This window comes from Micromonospora sp. NPDC049645, from assembly GCF_040675155.1.
Classification (GTDB): domain Bacteria; phylum Actinomycetota; class Actinomycetes; order Mycobacteriales; family Micromonosporaceae; genus Micromonospora.
In genome coordinates, this window is record NZ_JBFAOI010000008.1 from 135,019 (window position 1) to 160,586 (window position 25,568).

The 25,568-nt window shown below is 72.8% G+C and carries 22 protein-coding genes and 1 pseudogene; all 23 read right to left on the reverse strand.

The annotated features are described in order from the left end of the window. Positions 1-193: 193 nt before the first annotated feature. Positions 194-1,879: an AAA family ATPase gene (locus tag AB0J33_RS19590; RefSeq protein ID WP_363615433.1), complete on the reverse strand. Its 1,686-nt coding sequence runs from the start codon at positions 1,877-1,879 to the stop codon at positions 194-196. 74 nt (positions 1,880-1,953) lie between these two features. Beyond that, a complete protein-coding gene (locus tag AB0J33_RS19595) occupies positions 1,954-2,982 on the reverse strand; it encodes a hypothetical protein (RefSeq protein ID WP_363615434.1) in 1,029 nt (342 codons plus the stop codon). Positions 2,983-3,024: 42 nt separating this feature from the next. Continuing rightward, complete coding sequence (locus tag AB0J33_RS19600) at positions 3,025-3,969, reverse strand: RluA family pseudouridine synthase (RefSeq protein WP_091407730.1); 945 nt, start codon at positions 3,967-3,969, stop codon at positions 3,025-3,027. Then, positions 3,966-4,580 carry a signal peptidase II gene (gene lspA, locus AB0J33_RS19605; RefSeq protein ID WP_363615435.1) on the reverse strand — a complete coding sequence of 205 codons (615 nt, stop codon included), beginning with the start codon at positions 4,578-4,580 and terminating at the stop codon, positions 3,966-3,968. Before lspA ends, AB0J33_RS19600 begins: the two co-directional genes overlap by 4 nt. A gap of 64 nt (positions 4,581-4,644) precedes the next feature. Continuing rightward, positions 4,645-5,064 carry a TraR/DksA C4-type zinc finger protein gene (locus AB0J33_RS19610; protein WP_184177075.1) on the reverse strand — a complete coding sequence of 140 codons (420 nt, stop codon included), beginning with the start codon at positions 5,062-5,064 and terminating at the stop codon, positions 4,645-4,647. A gap of 227 nt (positions 5,065-5,291) precedes the next feature. Beyond that, a complete protein-coding gene (locus tag AB0J33_RS19615; RefSeq protein ID WP_363615436.1) occupies positions 5,292-6,791 on the reverse strand; it encodes a potassium/proton antiporter in 1,500 nt (499 codons plus the stop codon). A 22-nt stretch (positions 6,792-6,813) separates the two neighbouring features. Beyond that, positions 6,814-7,119, reverse strand: a complete 306-nt coding sequence (locus AB0J33_RS19620) for a DUF167 domain-containing protein (protein WP_363615437.1) — start codon at positions 7,117-7,119, stop codon at positions 6,814-6,816. 11 nt (positions 7,120-7,130) lie between these two features. Further along, positions 7,131-7,682: a hypothetical protein gene (locus tag AB0J33_RS19625; protein WP_363615567.1), complete on the reverse strand. Its 552-nt coding sequence runs from the start codon at positions 7,680-7,682 to the stop codon at positions 7,131-7,133. 314 nt (positions 7,683-7,996) lie between these two features. Next, positions 7,997-8,803, reverse strand: a complete 807-nt coding sequence (locus AB0J33_RS19630; protein ID WP_363615438.1) for a DivIVA domain-containing protein — start codon at positions 8,801-8,803, stop codon at positions 7,997-7,999. A gap of 44 nt (positions 8,804-8,847) precedes the next feature. Beyond that, complete coding sequence (locus AB0J33_RS19635) at positions 8,848-9,153, reverse strand: YggT family protein (protein WP_030334503.1); 306 nt, start codon at positions 9,151-9,153, stop codon at positions 8,848-8,850. 30 nt (positions 9,154-9,183) lie between these two features. Beyond that, entirely contained in the window at positions 9,184-9,876 is a 693-nt protein-coding gene (gene sepF / locus AB0J33_RS19640; RefSeq protein ID WP_363615439.1) for a cell division protein SepF, read from the reverse strand. A 191-nt stretch (positions 9,877-10,067) separates the two neighbouring features. Next, entirely contained in the window at positions 10,068-10,811 is a 744-nt protein-coding gene (locus AB0J33_RS19645) for a YggS family pyridoxal phosphate-dependent enzyme (RefSeq protein WP_363615440.1), read from the reverse strand. A 9-nt stretch (positions 10,812-10,820) separates the two neighbouring features. Continuing rightward, complete coding sequence (gene ftsZ, locus AB0J33_RS19650) at positions 10,821-11,936, reverse strand: cell division protein FtsZ (protein WP_363615441.1); 1,116 nt, start codon at positions 11,934-11,936, stop codon at positions 10,821-10,823. A 177-nt stretch (positions 11,937-12,113) separates the two neighbouring features. Further along, positions 12,114-12,932, reverse strand: coding sequence for an FtsQ-type POTRA domain-containing protein (locus AB0J33_RS19655; RefSeq protein WP_363615442.1), 819 nt, complete (start codon positions 12,930-12,932; stop codon positions 12,114-12,116). Further along, the gene (gene murC / locus AB0J33_RS19660) at positions 12,929-14,494 is read right to left on the reverse strand and encodes a UDP-N-acetylmuramate--L-alanine ligase (protein ID WP_363615443.1); all 1,566 of its coding nucleotides are present in this window, start codon (positions 14,492-14,494) and stop codon (positions 12,929-12,931) included. Before murC ends, AB0J33_RS19655 begins: the two co-directional genes overlap by 4 nt. Next, positions 14,491-15,597, reverse strand: coding sequence for an undecaprenyldiphospho-muramoylpentapeptide beta-N-acetylglucosaminyltransferase (gene murG, locus AB0J33_RS19665; RefSeq protein ID WP_363615444.1), 1,107 nt, complete (start codon positions 15,595-15,597; stop codon positions 14,491-14,493). Before murG ends, murC begins: the two co-directional genes overlap by 4 nt. Beyond that, positions 15,597-17,036: a putative peptidoglycan glycosyltransferase FtsW gene (locus AB0J33_RS19670; RefSeq protein ID WP_363615568.1), complete on the reverse strand. Its 1,440-nt coding sequence runs from the start codon at positions 17,034-17,036 to the stop codon at positions 15,597-15,599. Before AB0J33_RS19670 ends, murG begins: the two co-directional genes overlap by 1 nt. Positions 17,037-17,439: 403 nt before the next feature. After that, positions 17,440-18,564 (reverse strand): phospho-N-acetylmuramoyl-pentapeptide-transferase, encoded by a 1,125-nt coding sequence (gene mraY, locus AB0J33_RS19675; RefSeq protein WP_363615445.1) that lies wholly within the window; start codon positions 18,562-18,564, stop codon positions 17,440-17,442. After that, positions 18,561-19,958 carry a UDP-N-acetylmuramoyl-tripeptide--D-alanyl-D-alanine ligase gene (gene murF, locus AB0J33_RS19680; protein WP_363615446.1) on the reverse strand — a complete coding sequence of 466 codons (1,398 nt, stop codon included), beginning with the start codon at positions 19,956-19,958 and terminating at the stop codon, positions 18,561-18,563. The genes mraY and murF overlap by 4 nt, the downstream gene beginning before the upstream one ends. After that, the gene (locus tag AB0J33_RS19685) at positions 19,955-21,517 is read right to left on the reverse strand and encodes a UDP-N-acetylmuramoyl-L-alanyl-D-glutamate--2,6-diaminopimelate ligase (protein ID WP_363615447.1); all 1,563 of its coding nucleotides are present in this window, start codon (positions 21,515-21,517) and stop codon (positions 19,955-19,957) included. The genes murF and AB0J33_RS19685 overlap by 4 nt, the downstream gene beginning before the upstream one ends. A 52-nt stretch (positions 21,518-21,569) precedes the next feature. After that, the gene (locus AB0J33_RS19690) at positions 21,570-23,780 is read right to left on the reverse strand and encodes a penicillin-binding protein 2 (protein WP_363615448.1); all 2,211 of its coding nucleotides are present in this window, start codon (positions 23,778-23,780) and stop codon (positions 21,570-21,572) included. 3 nt (positions 23,781-23,783) lie between these two features. Next, complete coding sequence (locus AB0J33_RS19695) at positions 23,784-24,389, reverse strand: hypothetical protein (RefSeq protein ID WP_363615449.1); 606 nt, start codon at positions 24,387-24,389, stop codon at positions 23,784-23,786. Beyond that, a pseudogene (gene rsmH, locus AB0J33_RS19700) lies at positions 24,379-25,488 on the reverse strand (16S rRNA (cytosine(1402)-N(4))-methyltransferase RsmH). The gene AB0J33_RS19695 and the pseudogene rsmH overlap by 11 nt, the downstream one beginning before the upstream one ends. Positions 25,489-25,568: the final 80 nt, after the last annotated feature.

The window sequence follows — 25,568 nt, forward strand, 5'->3', positions numbered from 1 at the left end:
GGGCCGACCGGAGAGTCGGGCGGCGGTGGGCCCGCCGAAGGGTGGGCCGGCGACGGCGTCGGGCCGGACGTCCGGGATGGCGCGGATTGGTCGGGTTCGTCGACGGGCCGCTCAGGGTCGGGGTTGTCCGGGCTCACCCGATGATCCTCTCAGGCCCGGTGCGAGACCGGGGCTCCGGTGGCGGCAGACCAACTCACCGGGCGAACGGCTCCACCATCATCGCCGCCGCCCGCAGCCACGCCTGCCGGGTCTCCGGCTGGAGCTGGTGGTACTCGATCGACGACCCGGTCTCCAGTGCCGGGTCGTACGGCACGACGGCCACCCCCCGGGTACGGGTGGCGAAGTGCCGCTCCAGGTCGTCCTGCAACGTCGAGCGCCCCGGGGTCGGGCAGGAGATGAGGGTGATCGCGTTGTCCGCCAACTCGCCCATGCCCTCCTCGTGCAGCAGGTCGAGCATCCAGTCCGCGCTGAACGCCGCGTCCTCGCGGGGCACGGTGGTCACCACCAGCTGGTCGGCGGCCTGCATCACGGTGCGCCAGTTGGGGCTCTCCACATTGTTGCCGGTGTCCACGCAGACCACGTCGTGGGTGCGCCGCAGCAGCTCCAGCACACGTCGGACGGTGAACTGGTCCAGCCGCTGGGCGAAGCGCGGGCTCTCCTCGCCGGCCAGCACGTCGTACGAGCCGTCGGAGGCGTGCCGCAGGTAGTCGTCCAGCCGGTCCAGCAGGGTCGCGCCCTCCAGGATCTCGATCTGGGCCAGGTCGCTGATCAGGTGTCGGATCGTCCGGGCGTGCCGGGCGCTGCCGGCGCGTAGGCCGAGGGTGCCGCGCAGCTCGTTGTCGTCCCAGGCCAGCACGCCCTTGCCGCGGACGCTGCCGACGGTGGCCGCGGCGAGCACGGTCGCGGTCGTCTTGTGCACCCCACCCTTGGGGTTGGCGAAGGCGAACACCCGGGGGGTGCCCAGATCCCGCTGGAGCACCCCGTTGGCGCGCTCCTGCTCCTGGTCGGCGACCGGTGGGCGCCACTCGATCCGGGCCGGGTAGGCGCGCTCGGCGATGGCCGAGCCGATCGCCGGGGCGGGTGACGGCGGGGCGGGCGGTGCCACCGGTGGTGCGACCGGCGGGGCGACCGCCGCCGGGGGTGCCGGGGTGACCGGCGGGGGCGGCGGCGCGGTAACCGGGTAGCCGGTCTCCGGCTGGTAACCGGTCTCCAGCAGGGCGTACCGCGATTCCACCGGCGGGTCGCCCGGCCGGTAGCCGTTGTCCAGCAACGCGTAGCGGGACGGGACCGGATCGGGGCCGCGGGGCGGCGGCTCGGGCTCGGCCCGGTACGTCGGCTCGGCCCGGTACGTCGGCTCGGCCCGATAGTCCGGTTCGGCCCGGTAGCCCGGGGCGGCGCGATAGTCCGGCTCGGCCCGGTAACCCGGCTCGGCCCGGTACCCGGGATCAGCGCGGTAGTCCGGCTGCTCGCTCCGGTACGCCGGCGCGGCGCGATAGTCCGGCTCGGCCCGGTAACCCGGCTCGGCCCGGTACGCGGGCTCCGCCCGGTAGTCCGGCTCGGCGCGATAACCCGGCTCGGCCCGGTAGGCGGGGTCGACGCGGTAGGTCCCCTCGGCCCGGTAACCGGGCTCCGCGCCGTACGACAGATCGGCCGGATGCCCGATGGCGGGCGCCCGCCCGGCGTAGCCGTTGGGGGCCGCACGCCGTGGCAGCGGATCCGACGACGCCTCGTCGTCGGCCCGCCGGTCCGACTCGGCCTGCTCCGCGCCGCGGGCGCCGAGCCGGGCACGGTCCAACAACGCGCGCCACCGCGGCGCTGGTTCGGCCGGCCGGCCCCAGCCGGTCTCACTGCCCTCCACGGCCCGCCCTCCCAGCGCCATCGATCTCCGTCTGACAGGCTACGAACCAAACCCTATTCGGACCACACCTCAGAGCGCACACCAGCCGACGCAGATCACGACGACGTCGGCGTCGGCGGTTCGACGCCGGCGGTGTCCGGGGAGGTGAGGACGCTCGGGGGCGCCGACTCGCTGGGTTCCGGCTCCGACGGCTCGGGTGACGGAATCGTCACGACTGGTGCGGGTTCCGACGATTCGCCCATCGGGACCGGGGGGACCGGCGCGCTGGTTGCCGGCTCCGGCAGCTCGGCCTGGGTCGGCGCGGGGCTCGGCCCGGTGTCGGCCGGCGGGCGCACCACGTCGTGCTGCTCGGGCAGGGGCGGCGTGAAGACCGTGCGGTCCAGCCGGTACACCTCGGGGGCGGGGTCGACCGCCCGCACGTCCGGCCGGGCCGCGACACCGCGCAGCGCCACCGGCGTCGCGCGGACCACCGCCGCGTAGACGCAGGCGCAGCCGGTGCGGTACGCCGCCGCCTCGGCGGCGGCCACCTCGGCGCCGCTGACGTACTGCTCCCGCAGCTCCCGCTCGCCCAGCCCGTCGCCGTCGACCGCGGCGGCCCTGGCCCGGTAGTCGGCGGCCTCGCTGTCCTTGCGGGCCGCCACCTGCGCCATTCCGGCGACCACGTCGTCGGGCACCCGCAGCGCGGGGATCTTGACGATCTCGGTCTGCCGGCCGGGCAGCGGAACCCGCCCGAAGACGGTCGAGACCCCGACGTCGCCGAGCACCGTGGCCAGCCGCTGCGGTGGCAGGTAGGTGTCGAGCGTGACCAGCGCGTACGTCCCGCCCTCGCCGGCCGGGGCGGACGCGGGCAGCGCGGCCAGGTCGGCCGCCGCGGAGCGCAGGTAGCCGGGCACGGAGTCGCCGTCGGAGACACCGACCCGGGTCACCTCGCCCACCGTCCGGTCGCCGACCGGAGTGTCGTCGACGGCCCAGACGGCGGTGCCCAGCACCGCCGCCGCGGAGAGCACGGCGGCCCAACTCAGCACGCCGGAGCGCGCCGACCGGTCGCCCAACCGGGCCACGGCCCGGGTCAGCGGCGGCAGCAACCGCTGGTCCAGCTGCCGCAGCAGGTTGCCGGCGCGCACGGGCGGGATCCCCTCTGTGGATCGGTGTCGGGCGGTCGCCGCTCAGTCACGCAGGATCTGAAGCGCACGGTCCAGGTCGTCAGGGTAGTCGCTGACGAACCGGACCTCGTCCCCCGTTCGGGGATGCAAAAAGCTCAGTTCGCGGGCGTGCAGCCACTGTCGGGCCAGGCCGAGACGGGCCGAGAGGGTGGGATCGGCGCCGTAGGTGAGGTCACCCACGCAGGGGTGCCGCAGGGTGGAGAAGTGCACCCGGATCTGGTGGGTCCGGCCGGTCTCCAGCCGGACGTCGACCAGGCTGGCCGCCGGGAACGCCTCCAGGGTGTCGTAGTGGGTGATGCTCGGCTTGCCGCCGGAGACCACCGCCCACCGGTAGTCGTGGGTGGGGTGCCGGTCGATCGGCGCGTCGACGGTGCCGCGCAGCGGGTCCAGGTGACCCTGCACCACCGCGTGGTAGCCCTTGTCCACCTCGCGGTACTTGAAGGCCCGCTTCAACGCCGTGTACGCCTGTTCGCTCTTGGCCACCACCATGATGCCGGTGGTGCCCACGTCGAGCCGGTGCACCACGCCCTGCCGCTCGGCGGCGCCACTTGTGGAGATGCGGTGCCCGATCGCGGCGAGCGCACCGATCACGGTCGGGCCGGTCCACCCGGGGCTGGGGTGCGCGGCGACCCCTACCGGCTTGTCGACCACGACGATGTCGTCGTCGGCGTAGACCACCCGCAGGCCGGGCACCGCCTGCGGCACCACGGTCGGCGGTGCCACCGGGGCGGGCAGCGTGACGTCCAGCCAGGAGCCGGCCTTGACCTTGTGCGAGTTGGGCCGGGCGGAGCCGTCGACAAGCGCGTCGCCGGCGTCGACCAGGGCTGCGGCGGCGGTGCGGGAGAGCCCGAACAGGCGGGACACCGCCTGGTCCAGGCGCATGCCGTCGAGGCCGTCCGGCACCGGAAGGGATCGGTGGTCGCCGCCAGCGGCGAACGCGGAGGTCATGCCCGCTCCCGCTGCTCGGCGTTCGACGCGGCGTCCGTCGCGGCCTGGTCGCTGTCGCGCCCTGCCCGCCGGCCGTCACGTTGGCGACCGGTCAGCTCCAGCAGGACGGCCAGCAGCACGCCACAGACCAGCGAACTGTCGGCCAGGTTGAACACCGGCCAGACCTGACCGTACGGGTCGAAGAGGCTGATCATGTCGACCACGTGCCCGTGGAAGGGGGCCGGTGCCCGGAAGATCCGGTCGACGAGGTTGCCCAGGGCCCCACCCAGCACCAGGCCGAGGGAGATCGCCCAGGGCAGGGAGCGCAGGCGCAGTGCCATCCAGACGATCCAGCCGACCACACCGATGGTGATCAGCGGAAAGACCCAGGTGTGGTCGGCCCCGATGCTCCAGGCCGCGCCGCTGTTGCGGGTCAGGCTCAGGTAGACGAACCCGCCGAGCAGTTTGACCGGCCCCCGGTCGGTCAGCGCGGCCAGCGCGAGGTGCTTGGTGACCAGGTCGGCCAGCAGGGCCACCAGGGCGACTCCGGCGAGAATCGCGACGGCCCGGGGCCGGCGGGTGCCGCCGCCCGGGTCGGTGCGGCCGGGTTCGGCGGACGGTACTGCGGTCATGCGCTCCCCATCGACAGTCTTGGCGGTGATCACTCACCGTCTCGTCGCCACCGGGGAACGGACCTCAGCGCCGCTCCTCCAGCTGCTTGCACGTCACACACTGGGTGGCCGACGGGAAGGCGGCGAGGCGCTCGACCGGGATCGGGTTGCCGCACCGCTCGCACCAGCCGTAACCACCCTCGTCGAGGCGCTCCAGTGCGCGCTCCACCTGCGTGATCCGTTCCAGAATGCTGTTGGCGAGAGAGATCTCCTGCTCCCGCTCGAGCGTCTTGGTGCCCGTGTCGGCCTGGTCGTCCCCGGCCGAGTCGGTCAGCCGATCGCGCTGCAGCTCGGTGATCTCACTCAGCGTCTGATCGTACTCGGCACGAAGCTCGTCCCGCCGCGCCGCCAGCGCCGCCCGGATCTTCTCGGTCTCGGCGGTGCTGCGGGTGGCCTTGGCCGCCGGCTTGCGCCCGGCGGTCCTGGTGTCGGCTGGCTTCGCCATGGGGTCGCTCCCTCGGCCGGGGAACCGCGCGGTCCGCGGCGCCTGGTCAGGGGGCGCCGACCAAGGCGTCCCCTTATGTACGAAAAGGGGCGCACGGCGACGATCGCCGCGCACTCCGGAGGTTCGCAAGAATACGGAACGTACAGGCGTCCGACAACGTGCCGCACCGTCGCACCGTCTAACAGCCCCTAGCCCTACCCAACTGGGGCAAAAGGAACGCTAGCAGATCAACCGACCACCTCATCTCCGTACTCACCAAACCATCGGGCCAGACGACCCCGCCGACTGACCGCCCGCAACCGCCGTTCCGCGGCGTCCCGCACCCCGGCGGTCGCCACGATCAGCAGACTGTCGCCCGTCTTCAACCGGGTGTCCGGTGCGGGCACGAAGCCCACCCCGTCGCGCAGCACCAGGGTCACCGACGCGCCCACCGGCAGCCGCAGCTCGTCGACGTGCACACCGGCCAACCGCGAGCCCGGCGGCACCTCCACCTGGAGCAGATCCGCCCGCATCCGCTCCAGCGGCGCGGTCTCCACGTGGATCTCGGCGGCCTCGGCCGGAGCGGTCACCCGCAACCGGCGGGCGAACGGCCCCAGCGTCCCGGTCTGCACCAGCGTGAAGATCATCACCAGCACGAAGACCACGTCGAAGAGCCGTTCCGCGCCGGGCACCCGCTCGGAGAGCGGGATGGTGGCCAGCACGATCGGCACCGCCCCGCGCAGCCCGGCCCAGGACAGGAACGCCTGTTCCCGGAGGCCGACCCGGAACGGCAGCGCCGAGACGGCCACCGACAGCGGCCGGGCCAGCAGCACCAGAGCCAACCCCGCGACCACCGCGGGTAGCACCGCGGCGTCCAGCCGACCCGGCGAGGCCAGCAACCCGAGCAGCACGAACAAGCCGATCTGGGCGAGCCACGCCAGCCCGTCCGCGAAGCCGAGAATCGCCTGCCGGTGTGACAGGCGGGCATTGCCCAGCAGCACCCCGGCCACGTAGACGGCGAGGAACCCCGAGGCGTGCAGAACCGCCCCGGCGGCGTACGCCAGCACGGTGATGCCCACCGCGGCGATCGGGTAGAGCCCGGCCGAGGGCAACGCCGCCCGGCGCAGCGCCCAGGTGCCGGCCACCCCCGCGGCCACACCGACCGCCGCGCCGGCGCCCAGCTCGTAGCAGACCAACGCGACCTCGTACCACCACGGGTGCGAGAAGCCCCGGTGCGACAGCAGCACCACCAGCAGCACCACCGGGGCGTCGTTCATCCCGGACTCGGCCTCCAGCGTCGCCACCAGCCGGGGCGGCAACCGCAGCCGGCGCAGGGTGGCGAAGACGGCCGCCGCGTCGGTGGACGAGAGCACCGCGCCGTAGAGCAGCGCCAACCGCCAGTCCAGCCCCAGCAGCAGGTGCACGGCGACGCCCACCACCACGATGCTGACGATCACACCGACCGTGGAGAGCGCGGAGGCCAGCCCGAGCACCGGCCGCAGCGTGGTCCACCGGGCGGTGAGGCCACCCTCCGCGATGATCACGATCAGCGCGCAGAAGCCCAGGGTCCGGGTCAGCTCGACGTCGTCGAACCGGATGCCCAACCCGCTCTCGCCGATCGCCACACCCAACGCCAGGTAGACCAGAAGGCTGGGCACGCCGAGCCGGGTGGAGAGCCGCACCGCACCGACCGCGACCAGCAGCACGGCCGCACCGAGCAGCAGCGCGAGATCCAGCCCGGGCGTCACGGCTGCCTTGCCTGGGCTGTCCTCACTCGGCGGATCCGTCGCGCAGCCGGCGCAGCACCTCGGGCAACTCCGGGCCGGGTCGATCGACGAGGAAAAGCTTGTCCCGGCTGGCCGCGCCGGTACGCAGCGACACCGTCGCCGGTCGGACGCCCAACGCGCCGGCCAGCGCCCGGCGGGCCGCCTCGGTGGCCCGACCGTCGACGGCCGGGTCGTGGACCGCGATCACCAGTGCGGGACCGTGCGGGCCGTCGAAGCGGCCACCCACCCGGTCGCGGGAGGCGCCGGGCTTCACCCGTACCGCCACGGTGAGCGTGTCCTGCGCGGGCATCGGCGCCCGCTTCAGATCGGCCGGGCGTCGGCAAGGAGAGCGGTCGCCGGCGCGCAGCGCGCGCACGGCGTGAAGCCGAGTTCCACGGCCTCGGCGACCGGCAACGTCTCGGGCTGCCAGCCAATCAGGTGTGGGCAGCTGTCGAGGTGGTAGCGGGGGTGGCCGTCGACGACCTCGACGGCGTCGAGCAGTCGGGCCACCCGGGCCGCCTCGGCGGCCGTGACCTGCTGCTCGGCCGGCTCGTCGTCGGCCGGGGCCACCCGGTCGAACTCGTCGTCGGCCGACGCCGTGATCGGCGACGCCGGGCTGACGGGTCTGGTGCGCGAGGACGACTCGTCGGCCGGAGTCACGAACGGCGCCCCTCGGTCGAACGGCGGCACGTCGTCGAGTGGCGGCACGTCGTCGAACGGCGGCACGTCGTCGACGCGCGGCGGATCGACCGGCGGCGCATGGTCGACCGGCGGCACGGGTGGTTGCCGCCACCCGGTGCCGCCGGCACCAACGTTCGTGGGCACGTGCTGGACCGGCACCTCCGGCTCGACCAGCGGCGGCCCGTACGGCACACCCGGTCTGGCCTGGCTGGCCGTGCGGGGTGCGTCGGGGGGCAGCTGGTCGGTCCGACCGGAATCCGCCGTGGCGCGGTTGGCGGCTGCCTGGCGGGCGCCCACCACCAACGCCACGGCGGCCAGCAGACTGGCCGCGATGGAGATGACCAACAGGAAGCTGGAGCCGCCGGCCAGGCCGAGCACCAGCAGCAACACCGCGACGAGGATGAGCAGAAGACTTGCGACTATCACGGCTCACCCCCGCCGCGTCGTACCGTCCAGACCGGGCCGGCGACCGTCACCATTGGCGGACAGCGATCGCCGGCCGGTGCTCAGCGTCCGGCTTCGAGGGCGCCGGAGCGCCCGCCGCCGCCATACGAACCGGCGAGGCCCGCTGCGGCCAGCCCGTTGCCGCCGGTGACCCGGCCGGCTTCGGAGCGGGTCATCTCGGCCTCGAGGCCCTGGCCACGACCGTCGAGGTCCCGCAGCTGGCTCTCCAGGTACGCCTTGAGCCGGGTGCGGTACTCGCGCTCGAACTGCTTGAGCTCCTCGATGTGCTTCTGCAGCGCGGTGCGCTTGGCGTCCAGGCCGCCCATGGCCTCCTGGTGCCGCTGGCGGGCGTCCCGCTCAAGGGCGTCGGCCTTCGCGCGCGCCTCCCGGGTCACCTCCTCGGCCTTGCTGCGGGCCTCGGAGAGCAGCTGGTCGGCCTCGCGGCGAGCGTCGGACACGTGGTCGTCGGCGGTGCGCTGGGCCATCATCAGCACGCGCAGGGCCTGCTGCTCGCCGTCACCGGTGACGCCGGCCGGGCCGCCGGTCGCACGGACCTGCTCCAGCTCGGCCTGCATCGCGCGGGCGGCCTGCTCGGCCGCCGACTTGTCGCGCTGCACCCGGTCGAGTTGGGCCTTGACGTCGTTGAGCTCAGCCGCCAGTCGGGCGTCGCCGCCGGGGCCTGCGGGGGCGCCGCCACGGCCGCCGCGCTCCACCTGGGCGCGCAGCTCGTTGTTCTCCTCGATGAGACGGGCGAGCTCGCGCTCGACCTCATCCAGGAAGGCGTCGACCTCCTCCTCGTCATACCCCCGCTTGCCGATCGGCGGCTTTTTGAAGGCGACGTTGTGGACGTCGGCCGGGGTCAGCGGCATCGAAACTCCTCGGGTCAGTTGCGGCCGCGAAAGCGCGTCGGTCATCAGGCAGATGCCCTGATCGACGGCCCTAACACGAACTCCATCAGCACGAACAGGATAACCAGGAGCACAAGGGAGGCCAGGTCGATGCTCACGGTACCAATTCGCAGCGGAGGGATCACACGCCTCAACGCGTTGAGAGGGGGATCAGTGACGCTCCACACGGATTCCAATCCTGCCGATGCTCCGCGACCCGGTTGCCAACGACGGCCGTACTGCAGGACGGCGCTCAACACGAACCGGGACAGAAGAAGGAGCAGGAAGACATAAAGGATCAGGTACAGCACTTGCAGTAAGATCGACAACACGGTCAGCGACGTCCCTCGGGTCGGGCGGGGTCAACTCAAACTGAAAAAGCCGCCCTCAGCGATCTTGGCCTTGTCCTCAGCGGTGACCTGGACATTAGCCGGTGAGAGCAGGAACACCCGATTGGTCACGCGCTCGATCGTACCGCGCAGCCCGAACGCCAGTCCGGCCGCGAAGTCCACCAGACGGCGGGCATCCGCCTCATCCATCTCGGTGAGATTGATGATCACCGGGACCCCGTCGCGGAAGTGCTCACCGATGGTGCGTGCCTCCCGGTACGTGGTGGGGTGCAACGTGGTGATCTGGTAGCGCTGCTCCTCCTCGGGCAGGGCGCGCTCACGCGCCGTGACCTGCGGCGCGAGGGCCAGGTTGTCCCGGGTGTGGTAGGTCAACGCGCCAGAGGTCTCCCCCGCCGACGACCGGGTGATCGACCGTACGCTGGACCGCTCGATCCGCTCCGGACGCTCGCCGTCACCGCGCTCGGACTCGCCCAACCGCCCGCCCGACCGCTCGGAGAGTCGACCCCGCCCACTGTCGCGCGGCCGGGGAGCCGGCGGCTCCTCGGTGTCGTCCTCGTCCTCGTCGGCGAACTCCTCGGCGTACCGGCTCTGCCGGTACCGCGAGTCGCGGTAGCCACCCTTGTCGTAGCCACCGTCGTCGTAGGCCCGCTCGTCGTCTTCCTCGACCAGACCGAGCCAGACCCCCGCCTTGCGCAGTGCACCCATCCCGCGCCCTTCCGTCCGCCGTGCGGCACGCGCCCCCGTGCCATGTCGCCCGTCGCGAGTGGACAACCATGCCCATCGGACCGGAACGGCAATCCCCCAGCGCGCGATTCGCGTCGCGCGCCACGACCCCCGACTAGGAGACGCCCGCCCCTGAAACAACACTGATGTAATTTGCTTGTCTCGCGGTCAGGCTACCGCAGCGTGGGACGCATTCCGAGCAACGCGCTACCGACGCGGACATGTGTCGCGCCGTATCGGATCGCGATTTCGAAATCTCCGCTCATCCCGGCGGACAACGCGGCGGCTCCGGGATGGACAGCCCGAAACGCGTCGGCGACCTCGGCGAGTCGGGCGAACGCCCGCTCCGGCTCCCAGCCCAGCGGAGCGACCGCCATCAGACCGACCAGGCGCAACCCGGACGCGTCGGCCACCGCCTCGGCCACCGGTTGCAGCCCGGCGCCCGGATCCGCCGAATCGGGCAGCGCTCCGCCCCGGGCCGCGTCGCCGTCGATGCTCACCTGGACCAGGACGTCGAGCGGCGTCTGCCGGTCGACCGTCGCGGTGGCCAACGCCCGGGCCAACCGGACACTGTCGACGGAGTGCACCACGTCGGCGTAGCGGACCACCGAGCGGGCCTTGTTGCGCTGCAACTGGCCGATGAAGTGCCAGCGGGGGCGCACCCCGGCCGCAGCCACCTCGGCGGCCTTACCGGCCGCCTCCTGGTCGCGGTTCTCCCCCATGTCGGTCACCCCGAGCCCGGCCAACGCCAGCACGTCGCTGGCCGGGTAGGTCTTCGTCACCGCGATCATCGTGACCTCGGCGCGGTCCCGGCCGGCCTGCGCGCAGGCGTCGTCGACCCGGGACCGGACCTGGGCCAGACCGGCCGCGAGTTCGGCGCGCCGATCCGGTCGTACCGTGGCTGAGCTGTCGGTCATCGGCGGTGCTCAGGACCCGTTCTTGAGAAAGTCGGGAACGTCCACGTCGTCGAAGAGCACGCGACGCGGCGACTGGGCCGGAGCCGGGTTGGTGGCCGGCGCCGGCACCGGAGCGCTCTGCGGGGCCGGCTGGTTGGTGTTGGTCTTGCGGGCCGGCTCGGCCGCCTTGTACGCCGGCGTGCCACCGTCGAAGCCCGCCGCGATGACCGTCACCCGCACCTCGTCGCCGAGCGCGTCGTCGATGACCGCGCCGAAGATGATGTTGGCGTCCGGGTGGGCCGCGTCGGTGACCAGCTGGGCGGCATCGTTGATCTCGAACAGACCCAGGTCGGAACCGCCGGCGATGGAGAGCAGCACGCCGCGCGCGCCGTCCATGCTCTGCTCCAGCAGCGGGCTGGAGATGGCCGCCTCGGCCGCCTCGACCGCGCGGTTCTCACCGCGGGCGCTGCCGATGCCCATCAACGCGCTGCCGGCGCCACTCATCACGCTCTTGACGTCGGCGAAGTCCAGGTTGATCAGACCCGGGGTGGTGATCAGGTCGGTGATGCCCTGCACACCCGAGAGCAGCACCTGGTCGGCCGTGCGGAACGCGTCCATCATGCTGATGTTGCGGTCACCCAGGGCCAGCAGCCGGTCGTTCGGGATCACGATCAGGGTGTCGCACTGGTTGCGGAGTTCGTCTATCCCCGACTCGGCCTGCACCTGGCGGCGCTTGCCCTCGAAGGAGAACGGCCGGGTCACCACGCCGATCGTCAGCGCGCCGAGCTTGCGGGCGATGTTGGCCACCACGGGCGCGCCACCGGTGCCGGTGCCGCCGCCCTCGCCGCAGGTCACGAAGACCATGTCGGCGCCCTTGAGCACCTCCTCGATCTCGTCGCGGTGGTCCTCGGCGGCGTTCTTGCCGACGTCCGGGTTGGCCCCGGCACCCAGGCCCCGAGTCAGCTCCCGGCCGACGTCGAGCTTGACGTCGGCATCACTCATCAACAGCGCCTGCGCATCGGTGTTGATCGCGATGAACTCGACGCCCTTGAGCCCAACCTCGATCATCCGGTTGACGGCGTTGACGCCGCCACCCCCGATGCCGACGACCTTGATGACCGCCAGGTAGTTGTGCGGAGGTGTCATCTCCGGTCCTTTCCTTCGAGATTGGGGTAAACCCTCACCCTCTACTAGAGGCTTACAGTTATGTCAACCACTGATCCTCTTCGGGGCAACGTAAGCGCCACCGCCCACAGAGCCAAGGACCCGGACGGCGTGTCGCCGAGCGGAGCGCGACGGGTCACGTCCGCGCACGCTCACCGGTCAGCGAAAGGTCACCACGTCCGGCGCACTCACGTCGATCCGATCGGTCTCCTCGTCCAGCAGCGCGGTGGCCACCCGGGCCTTGTCCGTACCCCGCGACGCGTCACCCCAGACCACCGTCCGGTCCCCCCGCAGCCGCAGGTTGATCCGGGCCAGCCCCTCCACGCTGACGTCCACCAACTCCGCGCGCAGCTGCGGCGTCAGCGCGGCGAGCACCTCCAGCGCGGCCCGGGTGCCCGGGTCGTCGGCGGCCGGACGGACCACCGTCACCTGCGGCAGCCCGGCAGGGCGCCGCTCCACCGTCCGGAACGCCACCCCGCTCCGGTCGATCAGGGCGAACATCCCGCCCTGCGGTACCACCGCCACCGGGGTCCGCTCGGTCACCCGCACCACCAGGGCGCCGGGCCAGTCCCGGGAGACCGTGGCTCGCTCCACCGCCGGCAGCGCGCCGACCCGCCGAGCGGCGGCGGCCAGATCCACCCGGGCCAGCGGCACGCCGTCCGGCACCGCGACCGCGTCGTGCACCTGCACCGGAGTGACCAGGCCGGCGCCCTCCACGCGCACCTCCCGCACACCGAACAGCCCGGTGCCGAGCACCACCCAGGCGATCAGCCCCGCGAGCGCGAGCACCCCGGCGGCCACCGCCCACGGCAGTGCCGCACGCATGCGACGCTGCCGGGCACGGGCCATGAACCGGCGGGTCGACGGTGGTACCGCGTCGCGGCCCGCCCGCACCAACTGCCACCGGCGGGCCGGACCCCGGCGCGGGGCGCCACCGTCGGCCGCGCTGGTCCGCCCTCGGGCCGGGCCGGGACTCATCCGGCGGTGGGCGCCGAGCCGCCGGGCACGGCGGTGCCACCGAGAGCCGCGCCGTCGCCGCCGGCCGTGGCCCCACCCGGCACCGGATCACCGATCGCCGGGGCGGTCGCCACCGGGTCGACGGTCGCGGTCGGCGCGGAGCCGGCCGTACGCTCACCCAGGGCGGCCAGCAGTTCGTCACCCATCAGCGAGATCGGCGGGGCGCCCATGGTGACCACCACGTCCCCCGAGCGCGCCCGGCGGGCCACCTCGACCGGGGCCTGCTCCCACGAGTTCACGAAGACCTTGCGGTCGGCGGGCAGCGCCACCGCCGCGATCAGCGCCGCCGAACCCTCGCCGGGCTGGCGCAACTCACCCGGGCCGAAGACCTCCAACAGCACCACCTCGTCGGCGATGGCCAGCGCCTCGGCGATCTCCGCCTGCGAGTCGCGGGTGCGGTACAGCCGGTACGGCTGGAAGACGACGATGAGCCGGCCGTCGCCGGCCACCTCGCGCAGCGTCCGCATCGCCAACGTCATCGAGGTCGGGTGGTACGCGTACTCGTCGTAGACCAGGACGCCGTCCGCGACACCCTTGCGCTCGAAGCGCCGCCGCACACCGGGGAAGACCGCCAGCGCGGCCTCCGCCGCCTCCAGCGGCAACTCCAGCAGGTACGCGGCCAGCACGGCGGAGGCGCTGTTCAGCCCCATGTGCCGGCCGGGCACCGGCAGCCGGAACTCGCCCAGCGACCGGCCGTCGATCGCGGCCAGGTAGCGCACCCCCCGCGCCGAGGAGACCATCTCGGTCAACCGCAGGTCGGCGTCGGCCGCCTCGCCGTAGGTGAACACCCGCCGCCCCTCGGACCGCAGGCTCTCGGCCAGCCGCCGCCCGCCCGGGTCGTCGGCGCAGGTGATGATGAACCCGTCCGGGTCGGTGAGCCGGGCGAACTCCACGAACGCCGCCTCCAGCGTCGCGTAGTCGCCGTAGGTGTTCAGGTGGTCGGCCTCGACGTTCGTGATGATCGAGACGTACGGGCGGTAGATGAGGAACGAGCGGTCACTCTCGTCCGCCTCGACCACGAAGTGCTCGCCGGTGCCGTGGTGGGCGCCCGAGCCGACCTCGGAGATCTCCCCACCGATCACGAAGGACGGGTCCACACCGGCCTGCTGGAGCACCATGGTCACCATCGAGGTGGTGGTGGTCTTGCCGTGCGTGCCGGCGACTGCCACCGCCCGGCGGCCGGTCATCGCCGCCGCGAGGGCCTCCGAACGGTGCAGCACCCGCAGGCCGCGCCGACGCGCCTCGACCAGCTCCAGGTGGTCCTGCGGAATGGCCGACGAGTAGACGACGGTGTCCACCCCGTCGAGGTTGGTCGCCTCGTGACTCATGTGGATCGTGCCGCCCAGCGCGCGCAGGCCGGCCAGCGACGGCCACTCGCGCAGCTCGCTGCCGGAGACCGCGATGCCCCGGGTCAGGAAGAGCCGGGCCAGCCCGCTCATCCCCACCCCGCCCACCCCGATCAGGTGGATCGTGCCCAGGTCCTCGGCGGTGAGCGTGCCGGCCGGGGTGAACTGCGCGGTCATCGGGCCACCGCCGCCAGCACGAAGGAGCGCAGCGCCTCGTCGCCGTCGCGCCGGCCGTACGCCGCCGCGGCGGAACCCATCACGTGCAGCCGCTGCGGGTCGCGGATGAGCGGGATGACGGTGCGCTCCAGCCAGTCCGGGGTCAGCTCCGCGTCGTCGACCAGCAGCCCGCCGCCGGCCTCCACCACGGGCAGCGCGTTGCGCCGCTGCTCCTGGTTGCTGTGCGGGTACGGCACGTAGATCGTGGGCAGCCCGATCGCGGCCACCTCGGCGACGGTCATCGCCCCGCCCCGGGCCAGCATCAGGTCCGCGGCGGCGTAGCCCAGCTCCATCTCGGACAGGTACGGCAGCGTCACGTACGGCACCGGCAGGTCGGTGGGGATCGGCACCGGCTCGTTGCGGGCGCCCATCACGTGCAGCACCTGCACGCCGTTGCGGGCCAGCTCCTTGGCCGCGCCGGAGACCGCCAGGTTGATCGAACGGGCGCCGGACGAGCCACCGGAGACGAACAGCACCGGCAGGTCCGGGCGGAGCCCGAAGTGGGCGCGGGCGGCGTTGCGCAGCGCGTACCGGTCCAGACCGGTGATGGCCCGGCGCAGCGGCACCCCGACCACGGTGGCGTCCCGCAGCGACTCGGCCTGGCTCGGCTGGTTGGGGAAGCCGACGGCGATGTTCTTGGTGAACTTCATGCCCAGCCGGTTCGCCACGCCCGGTGGCACGTTCACCTCGTGGATCACCATGGGCAGCTCACGTCGCCACGCGGCCAGGTAGGCCGGCACCGAGACGTACCCGCCGAAGCCGACGACCACGTCGGCGCGCACCTCGTCGATGACCTTGCCCGCGGCGCGCGCCGCCGTCCACATCCGGCCCGGGGTACGCACGAGGTTCATGTTGACCGACCGGGGCAGCTGGTACGCCGGGATCTGCCGCAGGTCGTAGCCGTGCGGCGGGATCAAGTCGTTCTCCATGCCCCGCGGTGTCCCGAGGCAGGTGATCCGGACGCCCGGGTCGTGTCGGCGCAGGCAGTCGGCGAAGGCGAGCAACGGGTAGACGTGCCCCCCGGTGCCACCTCCCGCGAGCACCACCGAACGCAGCGGACCCATCAGCGTCTCCTCTCGCTCGCCGTACCCCTGCGGCTGCGGTCCTGTCGGACCCCGCGCGGCGCGGCCTGGTCGTCATGGCGCCGCTCACGGGACCGGGGCACGGACCCTCGGCCAGCGGGCGGCGTCGCCGGTCGGCGGCGCCGGCCGGGAAGCGGCGGCAACGGGGCCCAGAGTAGTCGGACCCACCGGGCCGGCGGACGGGCATGCAGTGCTCTGGCCGCATCGGGTTCGGCGCGGGCGAAGGACGCCAGCATGCCGATGCCGGCCAACGTCACCACCAGGGCACTTCCGCCGTCGGAGATGAACGGCAGCGGCAGGCCGGTGATCGGCAGCAGCCCGACCACCCCACCGATATTGATCACGGCCTGGCTGACCAGCCAGGTGGTCACGGCGGTGGCGGCGAGCCGGCGGAACGGGTCGTCGACGCGCCGGGCGATCCGGAACCCGGTGTACGCGAGGACCGCGAACAGGCTGAGCACCACGGCACAGCCGATCACGCCCAACTCCTCGGCGACGATCGCGAAGATGAAGTCGTTGTGCGCCTCGGGCAGCCAGTCCCACTTCAGGCTGCCCTTGCCCAGGCCGACACCGAACCAGCCGCCGTGCTCGATGGCCAGTCGCCCCTGGTAGAACTGGAGGCAGCCGTCGAGTTTGCAGGTCTCCGGGTCCGGTGGGTTGAAGAACATGGTCAGCCGGGCGAAGCGGTAGTTGTCCTCGCCGCTCTCGCCGGAGCCGGCGCCCAGCGAGGCCACCGCGACGAGCAGGCCGATCCCGACCAGGCCGGCCGCCGCCAGGGCGCCGAAGACCCGCATCCGCACCCCGGCGGCCCAGAGCAGGCCGACCACCAGGGCCAGCAGGCAGAGCATCGTGCCGGTGTCGTTGTAGCCGACCAGGACGAAGAGCAGGCCCATCACCGGAAAGAGCGGGGTGGCCAGCTCACGCCACCAGCCCAGCGCGGCGCCCTTGCGGGCGATCAGGTGCGCGCCCCACAACACCAGCGCGAACTTGGCCAGCTCGGAGGGCTGCACCTGGATCCCGCCGATGAACAGCCAGTTCAGCCGGGCCTCGATCGGGCCGATCTGCCCTGACTTCTGGTTGGTCAGCCGGGCGTAGGCGAGCAGCAGGTTGAGCACCAGCAGCAGGCCGATCGAGGTGAACAGCAGCGGCCGGCCCAGCGACCGGTAGGTGCTGGCGGGCAGGCGCTGGCAGGCCCAGAACGCCCCGATGCCGATCACCGCGAAGATGGCCTGCTTGGTCACCGACGCCGAGGCGTTGCCGTCCTCGGCGTAGTCCTTCACGCTGGTCGCCGAGAAGACCATGGTCAGCCCGATCAGCAGCAGCAGGCCGGCGCTGGACAACAGGACGTAGTAGCTGGCGAGCGGCCGGTCCAGCAGGCCGCGCAGCGCGGCGAGCCCGCCGGCCGCATCGAACCCGCGCAACGGTGTCGACGCGACGGCCTCCGGCTCACGTCCCGCCGGCCCGGACTCCCGCGCCCCCGGCCCGGATTCGCGGGCCGCCGCGCCGGGCTCCGGGCCACGCGCCCCGGCGGCCAACGGCGTACGCGCCGCGCTCGGCGACCGTCGCGGCCGCCCGACGGTCCCATCCTCGGTGCCGATTTCCTCCCCCACCCCGACATCATCACCGCTGAACACGCCCCACCGCCCCACAACGCCCCACCGGGCGTGTCGAACCCCCGTGCCCGCTCTCGCGCGTCGCCCTCTCCCCCACCTCACTCCCGTGCGTCGATCTTGCACTTCCTGTCCCGGCGAAACACCCATGAGTGGGCGTTTCGCCATCCGAAAGTGCAAGATCGACGGATGAGGGGGGTGGCGCGGGCGAGGATCAGGTCATGTTGGCGAGGAACTCGCTGTAGAACAGGCCCAGGGCGATGGCCACGCCGATGCCGGCGATGATCCAGAAACGCACCACGATGTTGACCTCGCTCCAGCCGGCCAGCTCGAAGTGGTGCTGTAGCGGGGACATTCGGAACACCCGTTTACCGGTGGTCTTGAAGGAGATGATCTGGATCACCACGGACATCGTGATGATCACGAAGAGCCCACCGATGATCGGCAGCAGCAGGATGGTGCGGGTGGACATCGCCATGCCGGCGATCAGACCGCCCAGCCCCAGCGCCCCGGTGTCACCCATGAAGATCCGCGCCGGGGACGTGTTCCACCAAAGGAAGCCCACACAGGCCCCGGCCGCCGCCCCGGCGATCAACGCGATCTCCAACGGGTCCCGCACCGAGTAGCAGTACGGCTGGGTGTAGTTCGGGTCGGCGCACCAGTGCCGGTACTGCCAGAACGCGATGAGCGCGTACGCGGCGAGCACCATCACCGACGCGCCGGTGGCCAGGCCGTCCAGGCCGTCGGTGAGGTTGACGCCGTTCGTCGCCGCCATCACCACGAAGATGAAGATGATCACCGCGCCGACCTTGCTGACCTCCAGGGCATCAATGTCCCGGATGAAGCTCAGCGTGGTGCTGCCCACCGTCTCGGTGTTGGTCGCCCGGCCCGACGCGTCGGTCATCGTGCTCGGGAAGTACAGCGCGACCACACCGAAGACCGCGCCGACCAGGATCTGACCGAGCAGCTTGCCGCGCTTGTTCAGACCGGCGCTGTTGCGCTTGCGCACCTTGAGGAAGTCGTCGAGGAAACCCACCGCGCCGGAGAAGACCATCAGCCCCAGCAGCACCAACGCGGTGATGGTCGGCTCCACCTGCGCGATCTGTAGGTCCGGCAGGGTGGTCAGCGCCAGGTGCCCGGCCACGTACGCGATCACCGTGGCCAGGATGAAGACCACGCCGCCCATCGTGGGCGTGCCCTTCTTGCCCTGGTGCATGGCGGGGCCGTCGGACCGGATCGGCTGACCGGCCTTGAGCCGGGTGAACACCTTGATGGCGATGGGGGTGCAGAACAGCGAGACGAGGAAGGCCACCCCGACGGCGACGATCACCGCCCTCATCGGGTGGGCTCCTCGGCGGCGTCGGCGCGCAGGGCGTCGGCCACCTCCCAGGTCCGGTACCGGGAGCCCTTGACCAGGACGACGTCACCCGGTCGTAGTTCGCTCCGCAGCACCTCGATGGCCGCCGCCTGATCGGTGAGCAGCACCGACTCTCCTCCCCAGTTCGCTACCGCTGTCGCGCCTTCGTGGATCGGCGCGGCCGGCTCACCCACCACGAGCAGCCGGTCGACGCCCAGCTCGGCCGCGAGTTGGCCGACCTCGGCGTGGCCGTCGTACTCGAACGGGCCCAGCTCGGCCATGAAACCAAGCACCGCGACGGTACGCCGACCCTGACCCATGCTCGCGAGCGCCCGCACCGCCACCGCCATCGAGGCCGGGTTGGCGTTGTACGAGTCGTCGATCACGGTCACCCCGTCGGGGCGGTCGAAGACGTCCATCCGGCGGGTCGAGACCAGCCCCAACTCGCCGAGGGCGGTGGCCAGCTCGGCCAACGGCATGCCCAACTCCCGGGCGACCGCCGCCGCGGCGAGCGTGTTCGAGACCTGGTGCCGGCCGGCCAGCCGCAACCGCACCGGCGCGCGCCCCTCCGGGGTGACCAGGGTGTACGACGGGTGGCCCCGCTCGTCGAGCGTGACGTCCTCGGCGCGTACGTCGGCGTCGGGCGCCTCGCCGTAGCGGACCACCCGGGCCTCGGTACGGCTCGCCATCGCGTCCACCCGCGGGTCGTCGGCGTTCAGCACGGCCAGGCCGTCCGGTGGCAGCGCCTCGACCAGTTCGCCCTTGGCCAGGGCGATGGTGTCCTGCGAACCGAACTCGCCGATGTGCGAGGTGCCGACGTTGAGCACCACCGAGATCCGGGGCGGCACCAGCTCACACAGGTACCGCACGTGCCCGACCCCGCGCGCGCCCTTCTCCATCACCAGGTACCGGGTGTCCGGACCAGCCTGCAGGGCGGTGTACGGGTGCCCCAGCTCGTTGTTGAACGAGCCGGGCGGCGCCACCGTGGCCCCGAGTCGGGCGGTGAGCTGACCGATCAGGTCCTTCGTCGTGGTCTTGCCGGACGAGCCGGTCACGCCGATCACGGTCAGCTCGGACAGCCGGTCCACCGCGGCGCGGGCCAGCTGGCCCATCGCGGTCAGGGCGTCGTCGACAAGCACCATCGGCACCCCGGGCACCTCGCGGCTGCCCAGCACCGCCACCGCGCCGGACTCGATCGCCCGCACCGCGTAGTCGTGCCCGTCGACCTTCTCCCCCGGGAAGGCCACGAAGAGCGAACCGGGCCCCACCTTGCGCGAGTCGAACTCCACCGAACCGGTGACGGTGGCGGCCGGGTCGGCGGCCACCAGTCGCCCGCCGACCGCCGCGGTCACCTCGGCCAGGCTGAGCGCGATCACCGCTGACCCGCCAGGTCCCCGAAACGGGCCCGCAGCGCGTCGGCCAACTCGATGCTGTCGTCGAACGGAAACACCTCGCCCGCCACCTCCTGGCCCCGCTCGTGCCCCTTGCCGAGCAGCGCGATCACGTCACCCGGCTCGGCCAGCCGAACCGCCTCGTCGATCGCCGCGCGGCGGCCCGCCACCTCGATGATCCGAGCGTCCGTTCCGGCCCGGTACGCCCCGGCGAGCACCTCGGCGCGAATCTCCGCCGGGTCCTCGGTACGCGGGTTGTCGTCGGTCACCAACACCACGTCGGCCCCCTCCGCGGCGGCGGCGCCCATCACCGGCCGCTTGCCCCGGTCCCGGTCGCCACCGGCGCCGATCACACAGATCAGCCGACCGGCGCTCAACTCCCGCAGCGCGGCCAACGCGGCCACGATCGCGTCCGACTTGTGCGCGTAGTCGACCACCCCGCGCACCGGCGCGGCCACGTCGACCAGCTCCAGCCGGCCCGGCACGCCACCGCAGGCGGCCACCCCGGCCGCGGCGGTCGCCGGGTCCACCCCGGCGCCGACCAGCGCGGCGATGGCCAGCAGCGCGTTGGCCACGTTGTGCCGGCCGGGCAGCGCGACACCGGTGGAGAGCGCCACGCCGTCCGGGCCGTGCGCGGTGAACCGCTGGGCGTACCCCTCGCCGCCCACCCCGTCGGCCCACCAGGTCGCACCCTGGTCACCGGCCGCCGAGTAGGTGACCGTGGCCGGCTTGAGCAGCGGCTTCAACCCCGGGTCGTCGTGGTTGAGCACCTCGACCGCGCAGCGCCCGTCGAAGAGCTGGGCCTTCGCGGCGAAGTAGTCGTCGCTGTCGGCGTGGAAGTCCAGGTGGTCGGAGCCGAAGTTGGTGTACCCCCCGACGGTGAACCGCACCCCGCCCACCCGGCCCATGGCCAGCGCGTGGCTGGAGACCTCCATGACCACGGCGGTGACCCCACGCTCGCGGGCGGTGGCCAGCATGGCGTGCAGGTCCGTCGCCTCCGGGGTGGTGCGCACGCTGTCGATCACCAGATCACCGAGCCGGGTCTCCACCGTGCCGACCAGCCCGGTGACGTGGCCGGCGGCCCGCAGCCCCGACTCGACCAGGTACGCGGTGGAGGTCTTGCCGGCGGTGCCGGTCACCCCGATCACGGTGAGGTCGGCGGTCGGGTCGCCGTACACGGCCGAGGCCAGCTCACCGAGCACCGCGCGCGGGTCGGGCACCACCAGGGCGGGCAGGCCGCTCGCCGCCGCCAGCTCCGCACCGGCCGGGTCGGTCAGCAGCGCCACCGCACCCGCCTCGGCGGCGGCGGCGGCGAACTCCGCGCCGTGCCGACGGGCACCCGGCAGCGCCGCGTACAGGTCGCCGGGGCGAACCTCCTGGCTGGCGTGGGTGGCCCCGGTGACGACCACCGCGGCGGCGTCCGCCGGGAGGTCGACGGCGAGCCGGCCGGCGAGATCACCGAGCCGGACCTCGGTCACGGTACGTGGACGTGGATTGCCGGGCACGGCGTCAGACCCTACCCGGTCGTCCGGTTCCGGCCGCACAGCCGCCCCGGTGGTTCGTCGGCACTCACCGATGATGTCCCGCCATCGCTGCTCAGCGCGGATAGACCACGAACTTGGGTGCCGAACCACCGGCGGACGGCGGCACCCGGTAGTGACGCAGAGTGAACTGCATCATGTCGCGGAACGCCGGATTGGCGATCGCCGCGCCCCCGCCGTTGGGCGCGTAGACGAAGACGGCGATCACGTAGCGGGGGTTCTCGGCGGGAGCCATCCCGATGAACGAGGAGACCTCACCGGGCTGCTTCTTGCCGTTCACCAGCCGCCACCCGGTGCCGGTCTTGCCGGCGACCCGGTAACCGGGGACCGCGGCGGTCAGGCCGGTGGCGTGGTCGACCGTGGTGACCGCCTCCAGCATGGTGCGTAGGGCCGCGGCGTTCTGCGGGCTGAGCACCGACCGGGTCAGCGGGGCCGGCGCGGGGGTGCGCTTGCCGTCCGGGCCGATCACCTCCTTGACCAGGTGCGGCTGCACGTAGGTGCCGTTGTTGGCGATGGCGGCGTACGCGGCGGCCATCTGCAACGGGGTGGCGTCGACGCTGTGCCCGATGGGCACCGACCCGCGCGACGACCCGCTCCACTCGTCGGCCGGCAGCAGTCGCCCGCTGGCCTCCCCGGGCATCCCCTCACCGGTGGGCTTACCCAGCCCGAACCGCTTCTGGTAGTCGATCAGCCGGTCCCGGCCGAGCCGCTCGGCGATGGTGATGGTGCCGACGTTCGACGAGTAGGCGAGCATCCCCGGCACGCTCATCCGCTTGCCGTCGGCCGGATGTGTGTCGGAGAACCAGGTGTCGCCCATCTTGATGCTGTTGGCGATCGGCAGCGCGGTGTCCGGGGTGATCACCCCCTCCTGCAGGGCCGCGCCATAGGTGATCGCCTTGTGCACCGAGCCCGGGTCGACCACGAAGCTGGTCGCGGCGTCCTCCCGGGCGACCGGGTCGCTGGGCGTCGGATTCGCCGCGTCGTAGGTGGGGTTGCTGGCCTGGGCCAGCACCGCACCGGAGGGGATCTCCATGATCACGGCCGCGCCGGTGCCGCCCCGCACCTGGGCCATCCCCGCGCTGAGGATCTGCTGCGTGCGGAACTGCAGGTCCCGGTTGACGGTGAGGGCGAGCGAGCTGCCCGGCTTCGCGGGAGTGGTCCGGCTGTAGCCACCCGGGATCGGTGCCGCGAGGTCGCCCAGGCCGGCCTCGTACACCCGCTTGCCGTCCTGGCCGGCGAGCACGTCGTCGTAGCGGGCCTCCAGCCCTTCCAACCCGTCCATGTCCTGGCTGGTGAAGCCGATCAGGTTGGCGGCCAGGTCACCGCCGGGCACGTCCCGGCGCTCGTCCCGGTGCACGCCGATGCCGGGCAGCTCCAGCGCCTGCACCCGCTTGGCGGTCGGGATCTCCACACCCCGGGCCAGGTAGGCGAAGGTGGACGCGTTGCCGTTCTCCAGCTTGCGCGGCTTCATCAACTCCATCAGCTTCGACGCCGGCATGCCGAGCAGCGGGGAGAGCGCCTTCGCGGTGCCCGCCGCGTCCTTGACCTCGGTCGGGTCGGCGTACACGTACCGTGCCTCGACGCTGCGGGCCAGCGGGGCGCCGGTGCTGTCGTAGATCGCGCCACGCGGCGCCGGCAGCTCGACCGTCCGGAGCCGGTCGGTGACGCCGCCCCCGGCGTAGGCCGGTGCGTCGACCGCCTGGAGGAAGACCAGTCGGATCCCGATGACGGCGAACAGCGTCAGGGCGAGCACGGTGCCCAGCCGCAGGCGCAGGCGCGAGTCGGCCAGCTTCGGCGGGCGTCGTGGTTTACGGGACGGCCGCCGGGCCGCCGGGCGGTCGGCGCGACGCGGCGCGCGCGGCGTGGTCCGGCGGCGCGGCGGCGGCTCGTCCCCGGCCGGGCCACGGGGGGTACGCGGCGCGACGGTGCGCACCACCTGACCGCGTCCGGCGGCCGGAGCGTCGCGCCGGCCGGCCCGGGCGGCGGCCCGGCCGCCGTCGAGCACCTGCAAGGCGGGGCGGAACGGGTCGCCGGAACGGCTGCTGCTGCGCGGCGTCCGCCGCTGCTCGGCGCCCTGACCGCGCGCCGGTGTGCCGCGCTCCTCGCGGACGGTTCGACCCCTCGGGGTGTACGCCCGCGCGCCGGAGATGCCCCCGATCCCTGGCTCGCCGGTGCGCGGCTCGCCATCGGTGGCGCCGGCATCACGCGAAGAACCGCGCCGGGACCCCGTGGGGTCCCGGCGCGGCTCGTCCGACCTTGGTGGCACCGGTCAGCCTCCCGCACCCTGGCTGGTCACCGACGGCTGGCCGGTCGCCGGCTGCGGCACCTCGAGGGTCTTGCCGTCCGGCAGCCGGATGTAGCCGGGCTCGCCCGCGTCGACCAGACCCAGCCGCCGCGCCTCGGCGGTCAGGTTGCCCGGCGCCTCGAACTCGGCGATCTGCTTGTCCAGTTGCTGCTTCTCCAGGTCCAGTCGGGCCTGCTGCTGCTGCAACCGCTCCAGCCGGAACGCGTTCTCATTGATCTTGGTGTTGACCGCCAGGATGCCCAGCACCCCGCCGACGACCAGCACCACGATCAGCGCCGCGAACGGCGCACGCGGCACCGACATCGGCGGCGGCGGTGCCACCCGCAGCCGGGGCGGACGGGCGCTGGCCGCGCTGGTGGCCTTCTCGACCGGCCGCAGCGCCGCGGTGCCCTGAGTCGGGAACTCGCGCGCCCCCCGGGCGCGAGTCTCCCCCTGCCGGTTCACTCGATCGATGCGTGGCGTACCGTTCCCGTGGCGCGGAGCCCGCTCCGCCGCGATCCGGCCCCCCGACCGCGGTGCGCGCTGCCCGCCGCCGGTGACGTCCCGGCGGTCGCGCTTGTCAATGCTCATGTCCCTCCCCCTCAACGTCCGTCCCTCTGCCGTCCCGGTGCCCCTGACCCCCCACGGATCAGGCGGACCCCGTGCCCGGTTGGTGCATTCCCTTCACCCGTCGGCGAGACCGTTCGCGGTCGGTCCGCCCTTGCTCTGTCGCGTTCGGGTCGAGTCGCTCCGCGGCCCGCAGCCGCACCGAGGCGGCGCGCGGGTTCGCGGCGACCTCCGCCTCCCCGGGCAGTTCGGCGCCCCGGCTGAGCAGCCGGAACGTCGGACCGGACCCGGGAAGCTCGACCGGGAGGTCGATCGGGCCCTTACTGCGGACCCGATCCGTGAGGGCCGCCTTGGTGAGCCTGTCCTCCAGCGAGTGGTAGGACAGGACCACCATGCGACCGCCCACGGTCAGTGCGTCGAGTGCGGATGGCAACGCTGTCTCCAGCGCTGCCAGTTCCTTGTTTACCTCGATCCGTAAAGCCTGAAACGTTCTCTTTGCCGGGTGCCCGCCCGTTCGTCGGGCTGGCGCCGGAATGGAGTCCCGAACCAGCTCGGCCAGGAGCGCGGACGACGTGATCCGGGCCCGCTCCCGCTGCCGGATGATCGCCGAGGCGATCCGGCCGGCGAACTTCTCCTCGCCGTAGACCCGCAACACCCGGGCCAGGTCCGGATGCGGGTAGGTGTTGACCACCTCTTCGGCGGTCACCCCCCGGGTCTGGTCCATCCGCATGTCCAGCGGCGCGTCCTGGGCGTACGCGAACCCGCGGTCGGGCGCGTCCAACTGCAACGAGGAGACACCCAGGTCGAACAGGATGCCGTCGATGCCCGGATAGCCCAGCCGGTCCAGGACGTCCGGCAGCTCGTCGTAGACGGCGTGCTCCAGATGCACCCGATCGGCGAACCGGGCCAGCCGGACCCGCGCGTGGGCGAGCGCCTCGGTGTCCCGGTCGAGCCCGATCAGGACCGTCTCCGGATGCGCCTCGAGCACCGCCTCCGCGTGCCCGGCCAGGCCGAGCGTCGCGTCGACGTAGACCGTCCGGCCGTCTCGACCCAGCGCGGGGGCCAGCAGCTCGAGACACCGCTCGAGCAGCACCGGCACGTGCGTGCCGCGCAACTCCCCCATGTTGACCCCCACTGGTTGAAACGTCCGTTCTACTCGTGCGCCTGTCGTCGGACGGCGCTGCCGTCGTACCGCCAGATCCC